The following is a 1,184-nucleotide window of genomic DNA, read 5'->3' on the forward strand; positions in this document are numbered from 1 at the left end:
TGCGGTAATCCCACGCGTAACGCCTTTCATACACGCTGTTTGCCTTGTTTCCGCTCCCGGGTCTCGTAAGCGCGAAACCGTAGTCCGCGCTGTATACTCCGTCTTCGTAGCTGTACGCGGCGCTTCCGCCGTCAGCGGTACTGTGCCCTCCGTAGCGTTCCTCAACAACGTTCCCGTTCCCGTCGTAGCGGTAATACATTTCCCCTATCTTTTCAGCCTTGTGTCCGCCCTCGTAATATTCGTAGTCGAAGCTGTAATTTAGCTCCATTCCGTTCTTCACCTGCCTCGTCTTGCTTTCACTGCTCGTCTTCTTCGTCATGTTTCCTATTGCCGCATAGAACTGTACATTTTAACAAGATCATTATATTTCCTGCTGTATTGCCAAGCATCAAAAACAATCGTATTCGGTCTGTCAATTTCAGGTTGTTTATTCAAATCTCTGTTATTACTTGCCTGAGAATAGCCTGTATATACAGTTGATACAATTAAACCTATAATTAAAATGCCTTGTTTCCATGTTTTCATATCATTTCTCCTTTTAATGCCACCTAAGGCGGTTATTATTATGTCATATATAGCCAATAAATACTAGCCCTTATGTAGATGTTAGGCTGCCTCAAGTAGCCCGAAAAGAACACAATTGCCATCAAGCCAATATATTTGCTCTTAAACCTTTTCCTAAATCTTAAAACCAAGTTTAGGGTAAATGGTATATAACTACTCATATATAACACAACTTATCATACACATCTCACGCTTCCCTTTCAAACATCCGCAACACTTCCCTTAAATACACATTATACCGCTCTTTCTCAACAGATGCGGACAAGAAATCAGCTATTTCTTTTATTTATTCACCCTGCACTTTTATTAAATATAATTCTTTATCTATATCAGTTTTTAATAAACTATTTTCCTTTTTGTCACTATCAAATTTTTCAAAAACTGTTTCCATTGTTATGCTCTTTTTCTTATTAAGATAGTTTTTTAATATTAAGTAATATGTCAATGGGAAATCACCAGAATTTAATCCATTTGCAAAATATCCAATAATCCCATATTTATTTAGTATTGTATCACATGAATTTATTAAATCATTTAAAAATTCTATAAAATCAATTTCTCCATCAAAAACACATTCATCTTTTTCGTAATGTTGTATAATTTTTAATATAGCCTTATCT

2 protein-coding genes and 1 pseudogene are annotated in these 1,184 nt (G+C 36.1%); all 3 read right to left on the minus strand.

What is annotated here, in order from left to right:
- Nucleotides 1-319 (minus strand): annotated as a pseudogene (locus tag ACYVTD_RS13395) (hypothetical protein); the annotation flags it as partial.
- A gap of 5 nt (nt 320-324) precedes the next feature.
- Entirely contained in the window at nt 325-525 is a 201-nt protein-coding gene (locus ACYVTD_RS13400; protein ID WP_461248235.1) for a hypothetical protein, read from the minus strand.
- Between the two features lie 325 nt (nt 526-850).
- Nucleotides 851-1,184 (minus strand): hypothetical protein (locus ACYVTD_RS13405; RefSeq protein ID WP_461248236.1); only part of this gene is annotated, 334 nt, incomplete at its 5' end.

It is taken from the genome of Treponema sp. R6D11, assembly GCF_054786075.1.